At 57.8% G+C, this 7,603-nt stretch carries 7 protein-coding genes; 1 reads left to right on the top strand and 6 read right to left on the bottom strand.

All coding sequences use genetic code 11. The features are described from left to right. Positions 1-516 precede the first annotated feature (516 nt). Positions 517-879: a hypothetical protein gene (locus tag CKW26_RS17435; protein ID WP_095049500.1), complete on the top strand. Its 363-nt coding sequence runs from the start codon at positions 517-519 to the stop codon at positions 877-879. A 107-nt stretch (positions 880-986) separates the two neighbouring features. On the opposite strand, the gene fba is transcribed toward CKW26_RS17435, so the two are convergent. The 6 genes from fba to tkt all read right to left on the bottom strand — a co-directional run bounded on the left by fba (position 987) and on the right by tkt (position 7,354). After that, the gene (gene fba / locus CKW26_RS17430; RefSeq protein WP_008081027.1) at positions 987-2,051 is read right to left on the bottom strand and encodes a class II fructose-bisphosphate aldolase; all 1,065 of its coding nucleotides are present in this window, start codon (positions 2,049-2,051) and stop codon (positions 987-989) included. Positions 2,052-2,303: 252 nt separating this feature from the next. After that, on the bottom strand, positions 2,304-2,636 hold the full coding sequence (locus CKW26_RS17425) for an MliC family protein (RefSeq protein ID WP_095049499.1): 333 nt from the start codon (positions 2,634-2,636) through the stop codon (positions 2,304-2,306). Between the two features lie 57 nt (positions 2,637-2,693). After that, a complete protein-coding gene (locus tag CKW26_RS17420; protein ID WP_007913756.1) occupies positions 2,694-2,915 on the bottom strand; it encodes a hypothetical protein in 222 nt (73 codons plus the stop codon). Between the two features lie 34 nt (positions 2,916-2,949). Then, positions 2,950-4,113 carry a phosphoglycerate kinase gene (locus CKW26_RS17415; protein WP_007913753.1) on the bottom strand — a complete coding sequence of 388 codons (1,164 nt, stop codon included), beginning with the start codon at positions 4,111-4,113 and terminating at the stop codon, positions 2,950-2,952. Positions 4,114-4,125: 12 nt separating this feature from the next. Further along, positions 4,126-5,178, bottom strand: a complete 1,053-nt coding sequence (gene epd / locus CKW26_RS17410; protein WP_064388120.1) for an erythrose-4-phosphate dehydrogenase — start codon at positions 5,176-5,178, stop codon at positions 4,126-4,128. Between the two features lie 178 nt (positions 5,179-5,356). Then, positions 5,357-7,354: a transketolase gene (tkt, locus tag CKW26_RS17405; protein WP_093429867.1), complete on the bottom strand. Its 1,998-nt coding sequence runs from the start codon at positions 7,352-7,354 to the stop codon at positions 5,357-5,359. Between the last annotated feature and the right edge of the window lie 249 nt (positions 7,355-7,603).

Here is a 7,603-nt window from a genome sequence, read left to right as displayed (position 1 = left end):
CATTTGGGGCTGTGTCCTTGGTTTGTCGGGGTGTGTTCGCAACTATCACCGTAGACCAAGACCAGCCCTTCTTCATTTTTTGCTTTCAGCTCAAGTGGTTAGCTGTTAAGTAAGTGCCATTCGGGACAGACTTATCTAGTCCATTGACGGGCAGTCCGCGTTTCACAGAAGAAATTGAAAACATCACGAGAATGCGGATTTCACAACGCTCTAGAGGTAACCTGGAGATTTAATAAATCTGTCCCGTTTTGTGCTCAACTGGAAGGGTGACGGATGGCGGGCCTTTTGGTGTTACGTCCTTAGTTGCCATTGATAAATAAATCGTCGCCTTTTTCTACTAAGCCCCTTTTTCTATAGATCATATTGCACAGATCATTATTTCAAAAGCATATAAAAACCTGTCACTTTTTACAGGTGACAACGAATAACGCTGAAAACTAGTCTGTTCTCGCAGCAACGGCTCCTTAGGGACAACTCAAAGGAACTGAATTCAATAATTTACAGCGGAGGCTTCAAATGTCCCATTCAAATATGAAAGGTACTTACAACTCGTTTCCGAAAGGCCATCAACTTGTAATCACTACCATGGATGAATCGGCTGGTCGCTTTAAAGGTACTTTTCTCACCGCTGCTGGCAAGGAAAACATCAGCGGCGGATTTCACTTTAACAACGCAGCCAAGAAAACTGATTTGAGCTTTTCAACATCCGACGCAAATTGGGCGTTCGAGGCTAAATACAACAACGATGGTCCAGACTTCGAGGAGTGGAACGGTCTTAAAAAAGAAAAATCCAACCCCGAGGCCACTGCGCTATGGCCATTTTATAAGGACTTGTCGGGGGGTACTGCAGGACTGATAGTTGACGGAAATTTAATGTAGGCGAAATATCCAAACAGCTCAGCGAGTGTCGATTCTGAGTTGACCATTCCTAATGCACTAAAAAACCGCCCGACGGCGGTTTTTTAGTGCATCTACAACTCGAAGGCTCAGTTAACCTTAGCGTTCAACTCACCCTTCAGATAACGCTGATACATCGCTTCCAGCGAGATCGGTTTGATCTTCGAAGCATTACCGGCAGTGCCGAACGCTTCATAACGAGCGATACACACGTCACGCATCGCGGTTACGGTCGCGCCGAAGAATTTACGTGGGTCGAACTCGCTCGGGTTGGTGGCCATCAGGCGACGCATCGCACCGGTGGATGCCAGGCGCAGGTCGGTGTCGATGTTGACTTTGCGCACGCCGTGCTTGATGCCTTCGACGATTTCTTCAACCGGTACGCCGTAGGTTTCTTTGATGTCGCCGCCGTACTGGTTGATGATCGCCAGCCACTCTTGTGGCACCGAGGACGAACCGTGCATCACCAGGTGGGTGTTCGGGATGCGTTTGTGGATTTCCTTGATGCGGTCGATCGCCAGCACGTCACCGGTAGGTGGCTTGGTGAACTTGTAGGCGCCGTGGCTGGTGCCGATGGCGATGGCGAGGGCATCGACTTGGGTGCGCTTGACGAAGTCAGCGGCTTCTTCCGGGTCGGTCAGCATTTGGCTGTGATCCAGAACGCCTTCGGCGCCGATGCCGTCTTCTTCACCGGCCATGCCGGTTTCCAGCGAACCCAGGCAGCCCAGCTCGCCTTCTACCGAGACACCGCAGGCGTGAGCCATGGCTACGGTTTGTTGGGTAACGCGGACGTTGTAGTCGTAGTCGGTCGGGGTCTTGCCGTCTTCGCCCAGCGAGCCGTCCATCATCACCGAGCTGAAGCCCAGTTGAATCGAACGCTGGCAGACGTCAGGACTGGTGCCGTGGTCCTGGTGCATGCACACCGGGATGTGCGGGAATTCTTCGATCGCGGCGAGGATCAGGTGACGCAGGAAAGGCGCGCCGGCGTATTTGCGAGCGCCGGCCGAAGCCTGAACGATCACCGGGGAGTCAGTCTTGTCAGCGGCTTCCATGATGGCGCGCATCTGCTCAAGATTGTTGACGTTGAAGGCTGGAACGCCGTAGCCGAATTCGGCTGCGTGGTCCAACATCTGGCGCATGCTGATAAGTGCCATTGTGTGTGTCTCTCCCGGTTGAGGGTCGTTAATCGTGCCAGCCTGCCGGAGCGGCGGCGGCTATTCAAGTGATTGCAGATCGGGGGTTGAGGCCCGGTCTGGTGATTCGATAAAGCCAATTCTTCAGAACTGCGCAGAACCCCTGTAGGAGTGAGCCTGCTCGCGATAGCAATCTTTCAGTCAATATTGCAGCGACTGTCAGGCCGCTATCGCGAGCAGGCTCACTCCTACAATGGGCCTGCGGTGTTGCAATTACTCGGCTTTGCAGCCGCGGCCGATCAGGTCATTGGTGGCGACCCAGTACACCAGGCCTTCCTCTCCCTTGACGTGAAACGCCAGCATGCCGTCGCTGTACAGCGTGCCCGAGGCGCCCGGTTCTTCTTTCAGGCGATAGACCTGATCACCGCCACCCAGTCGAACATCGACTTCCTTCTGGCTGGCATCGGCGTAGCGCCACAGCACTTTGGCCTGGCTGTCGCAGGTCCAGGTGGTCCAGTTGTCCGCCGGGGCAGAAGACTGAAACAGGTTCAACTGCGCGCAACCGCCCAACAATGCCAACGCCGCAATGGCGATCAAGCCTTTCATCCGTGTTCCTCGACTGACAGCACACGCCGCCAGCCCTGAGTTAAAGAGTCAGACCCGTCAAGGACAACCATGTTCCTTGGCCGGGGTTTGCGTCTCGTATTTGTCCAGGCCATCCGGCCCCGAGCGCTTATTCAGCACCGGGTTGGTTTCGGCCTGCCAGTCGGCCTGATAACAGCCCTTCTGCGACTCGCTCGGCGCCGGCGTGGCTTCGGCCTTCGGGTTACTCCCGCAGGCCGCCAGCGTACCGGTCAGCAACAACAGTGCTAACGACTTGACCATGTAAACACTCCTTTGCCTGGCCAAACGGGCGGCCTTAGGCCTTGGCCCGGCTTTCCAGGACTTCTACGGCTGGCAGCACTTTGCCCTCGACGAATTCGAGGAACGCGCCACCACCGGTGGAAATGTAGGAGATTTGCTCAGCCACGCCATATTTATCGATCGCGGCCAGGGTGTCGCCGCCGCCGGCGATGGAGAACGCCGAGCTTTCAGCGATGGCCTGCGCCAGCACTTTGGTGCCGTTGCCGAACTGGTCGAATTCAAACACGCCGACCGGGCCGTTCCACAGAATGGTTTTCGAAGATTTCAGCAGTTCGGCGAAGTTGGCTGCGGTTTGCGGGCCGATGTCCAGAATCATGTCGTCAGCCGCGACGTCAGCGATCAGCTTGACGGTGGCTTCTGCGGTTTCAGCGAATTCTTTGGCAACCACTACGTCAACCGGCAGTGGCACGCTGACTTTGGCAGCGATAGCGCGTGCGGTGTCGAGCAGATCCGGTTCGTACAGCGACTTGCCGACCGGGTGACCGGCCGCCGCGAGGAAGGTGTTGGCGATGCCGCCGCCGACGATCAGTTGATCGCAGATCTGGCTCAGGCTGTTCAGCACGTCGAGTTTGGTCGAGACCTTGGAGCCGGCAACGATGGCCGCCATTGGCTGAGCCGGCGCGCCGAGGGCTTTGCCCAGTGCGTCCAGTTCAGCGGCCAGCAGTGGACCAGCAGCCGCAACCTTGGCGAACTTGGCCACGCCGTGGGTCGAACCTTCGGCGCGGTGAGCGGTGCCGAAAGCGTCCATCACGAACACGTCGCACAGAGCAGCGTATTGCTGGGCCAGTTCGTCAGCGTTCTTTTTCTCGCCTTTGTTGAAGCGCACGTTTTCGAACAGCACGATGTCGCCGGCCTTGACGTCAACGCCGCCCAGGTAATCAGCCACCAGCGGCACTTCACGGCCCAGGGCCTTGCTCAGGTAGTCAGCGACAGGCTTGAGGCTGTTCTCGGCGGAGAACTCGCCTTCGGTCGGACGGCCAAGGTGCGAGCAGACCATCACGGCCGCGCCTTTTTCCAGGGCCAGCTTGATGGTCGGCAGCGAAGCCAGGATTCGCGCATCGCTGGTGACAACACCGTCCTTGACTGGGACGTTGAGGTCTTCGCGGATCAATACGCGCTTACCTTGCAGATCGAGGTCGGACATCTTCAACACGGTCATGGGTCGCACTTCCTACGGTTTTTTTGAAGTTGCTGTTTGCAGATAGTGTTCTGCAACGTCCAGCATTCGGTTGGCAAAACCCCATTCGTTGTCGAACCAGGCCAGGATGTTCACCAGCTTAGGGCCGGAAACACGGGTCTGACTGGCATCGACGATGGCCGAATGTGGGTCATGATTGAAATCACAGCTAGCGTGCGGCAACTCGGTATAGGCGAGCAGACCTTTGAGCGGGCCGCTGGTGGCGGCTTCGCGCAGGATCCGGTTGACCTCATTGGCATCGGTCGCGGTGGCGGTCTGCATCGTGATGTCGAGGCAGGACACGTTGACCGTCGGCACGCGTACGGCTTTGGCCTGAATTCGCCCGGCAAGTTCCGGCAGCAGGCGCTCGATACCACGCGCCAGACCGGTGGACACCGGGATCACTGACTGGAATGCCGAACGGGTGCGGCGCAGGTCTTCGTGGTGATAGGCGTCGATCACCGGCTGGTCGTTCATTGCCGAGTGAATCGTGGTGATCGACACGTAATCGAGGCCAATGGCCTTGTCGAGCAAGCGCAACAGCGGCACGCCGCAATTGGTCGTACAGGAGGCGTTGGACACCAGCAGTTCGTCGCCGGTCAGGCAATCCTGATTGACGCCGTAAACGATGGTGGCGTCGACATCCGCCTCGCTGGCCATTGGCTGCGAGAACAACACACGTGGCGCGCCAGCGTCGAGAAAACGCTGGCCGTCTTCACGGGTGTTATAGGCACCGGAACACTCAAGCACCAGATCGACGCCCAGTGACGCCCAATCGATGCCTTCGGGGGTGGCACTGCGCAGGACCTTCACGCAGTCGCCATTAATATGCAGACAATCGCCTTCTACTCGCACCTCGCCCGGAAAACGGCCGTGAGTGGAGTCGAAGCGTGTCAGGTATTCGATGCTGGCCATGTCCGCCAGATCGTTGATCGCGACAATTTCAAACCCGGCTTTCTCGCCTCGCTCAAACAACGCACGCAAGACGCAACGACCAATGCGGCCGTAGCCGTTGAGTGCAACTTTGAAGGGACGCGGTTGAGGCATGGGGTTCTCGATAGTACGCAGGCAGACGCAATGTTTGTTGCAACACAACCCTTGTGGGAGCTGGCTTGCCAGCGATAGGGCCATTCGCTTCAACATATATGCTGACTGAACGGACGCTATCGCTGGCAAGCCAGCTCCCACAGGGATTGCGGTGACCCTGAGGCCACCGCGCTGTGCCTTAGTCTTCCAGCAGCTCTTCAGCCTGACCGAGGATGTTTTCCAGGGTAAAACCGAACTCTTCGAACAGGGCCGAAGCTGGAGCCGATTCGCCGTAAGTGGTCATGCCAATCACGCGACCTTCCAGACCCACGTACTTGAACCAGAAGTCGGCGTGTGCCGCTTCGATCGCGATACGCGCGCTCACCTGCAACGGCAGCACGGCTTGCTTATAGCCCGCGTCCTGAGCATCGAACACGCTGGTGCAAGGCATCGAAACCACGCGCACTTTGCGGCCCTGCTCGGTCAGCTTGTCGAAAGCCTGAACCGCCAGACCGACTTCCGAACCGGTGGCGATCAGGATCAGCTCAGGCTCGCCTGCGCAGTCCTTCAGCACGTAACCGCCACGGCTGATGTCGGCAATCTGGCCGGCATCGCGTTCCTGGTGTTGCAGGTTCTGACGCGAGAAGATCAGCGCCGATGGGCCGTCCTTGCGCTCCAGCGCATTTTTCCAGGCCACGGCCGATTCAACGGCATCGGCTGGACGCCAGGTGTCGAGGTTCGGTGTGGTACGCAGGCTGGTCAGTTGTTCGATCGGCTGGTGCGTCGGGCCGTCTTCGCCCAGACCGATGGAATCGTGGGTGTAGACGTGGATCACTTGCTTCTTCATCAGCGCGGACATGCGCACGGCGTTGCGGGCGTATTCCATGAACATCAGGAAGGTCGCGCCGTAAGGCACCAGACCGCCGTGAAGGGTCACGCCGTTCATGATCGCGGTCATGCCGAACTCGCGCACGCCGTAGTACATGTAGTTGCCGCTGGCATCTTCAGCGCTGACGCCCTTGCAACCTTTCCACAGGGTCAGGTTGGAACCGGCCAGGTCAGCCGAACCGCCGAGCAGTTCCGGGAGCAATGGGCCGAACGCGTTCAGGGTGTTCTGGCTGGCTTTACGGCTGGCGATGGTTTCGCCTTTGGCCGCAACTTCAGCGATGTAAGCCGAAGCTTTTTCGGAGAAATCGGCCGGCAGCTCACCGCTCAGACGACGCACCAGTTCGTTGGCTTCGGTCGGGAATGCAGCGGAGTAGGCAGCGAAACGCTGATCCCACTCGGCTTCGGCCGCGCGACCTTTTTCCTTGGCATCCCACTCGGCATAGATGTCGGCCGGGATTTCGAACGGGCCGTGGTTCCAGTTCAGCGCCTGACGGGTCAGGGCAATTTCTGCGTCACCCAGTGGGGCGCCGTGGCAGTCTTCTTTGCCCTGCTTGTTCGGCGAGCCGAAACCGATGGTGGTCTTGCAGCAGATCAGGGTCGGCAGCGGGCTCTTGCGCGCGGTTTCGATGGCGGTCTTGATCTCTTCCGGGTCGTGACCGTCAACGTTGCGGATCACTTGCCAGTTGTAGGCTTCGAAACGCTTCGGCGTGTCATCGGTGAACCAGCCTTCGACTTCGCCGTCGATTGAAATGCCGTTGTCATCGTAGAAAGCGATCAGCTTGCCCAGACCCAACGTACCGGCCAGGGAAGCGACTTCGTGGGAAATGCCTTCCATCATGCAGCCATCACCCAGGAACACGTAGGTGTGGTGGTCAACGATGTTGTGGTTTGGACGGTTGAACTGCGCTGCCAGGACTTTTTCTGCCAGAGCGAAACCGACGGCGTTGGCCAGACCCTGACCCAATGGGCCGGTGGTGGTTTCAACGCCCGGGGTGTAGCCGAATTCCGGGTGGCCCGGGGTGCGGCTGTGCAGCTGACGGAACTGTTTGAGGTCTTCAATCGACAGGTCGTAACCGGTCAGGTGCAGCAGCGAGTAGATCAACATCGAGCCGTGGCCGTTGGACAGCACGAAGCGGTCACGGTCGGCGAACGATGGATTGCTCGGGTTGTGCTTGAGGTAGTCGCGCCAAAGCACTTCGGCGATATCTGCCATACCCATAGGGGCACCGGGATGGCCGCTGTTGGCTTTTTGCACGGCATCCATGCTGAGGGCACGAATGGCGTTGGCACGCTCACGACGGCTAGGCATCGCTGATCTCCTGGGTGTGAATAGATTGAAACGGAAAAAAGGAGGGCATTTTCCCTCACCGGAGCGCCTCGGGGCAATGACAGATAGTCATCCGGAGGCGTTTTTCCAATGGATAGCAGTGGTTTCGGTAGGTGAAACCTTTCCGCTGTTCGTTTGTAGAGTTAACCGTTTCGGGAGAAGTGCCATTTATCGAGCAATATCAAAACTTTTTGATATTGGCCTTGCGATGATTTGCCCCCCTCTCTAGAC

Source organism: Pseudomonas sp. Irchel s3h9, assembly GCF_900187475.1.
Lineage (GTDB): Bacteria > Pseudomonadota > Gammaproteobacteria > Pseudomonadales > Pseudomonadaceae > Aquipseudomonas > Aquipseudomonas neuropathica.
Note: the sequence above shows the minus strand (reverse complement) of the source record. Positions and strands in the feature narration are given on the sequence as shown.

Excerpts from the sequence above, each read along its gene's own strand:
- CKW26_RS17435 (WP_095049500.1), top strand. The coding sequence starts at position 517 with ATGTCCCATTCAAATATGAAAGGTACTTACAACTCGTTTCCGAAAGGC.
- fba (WP_008081027.1), bottom strand. The coding sequence starts at position 2,051 with ATGGCACTTATCAGCATGCGCCAGATGTTGGACCACGCAGCCGAATTC.
- CKW26_RS17425 (WP_095049499.1), bottom strand. The coding sequence starts at position 2,636 with ATGAAAGGCTTGATCGCCATTGCGGCGTTGGCATTGTTGGGCGGTTGC.
- CKW26_RS17420 (WP_007913756.1), bottom strand. The coding sequence starts at position 2,915 with ATGGTCAAGTCGTTAGCACTGTTGTTGCTGACCGGTACGCTGGCGGCC.
- CKW26_RS17415 (WP_007913753.1), bottom strand. The coding sequence starts at position 4,113 with ATGACCGTGTTGAAGATGTCCGACCTCGATCTGCAAGGTAAGCGCGTA.
- epd (WP_064388120.1), bottom strand. The coding sequence starts at position 5,178 with ATGCCTCAACCGCGTCCCTTCAAAGTTGCACTCAACGGCTACGGCCGC.
- tkt (WP_093429867.1), bottom strand. The coding sequence starts at position 7,354 with ATGCCTAGCCGTCGTGAGCGTGCCAACGCCATTCGTGCCCTCAGCATG.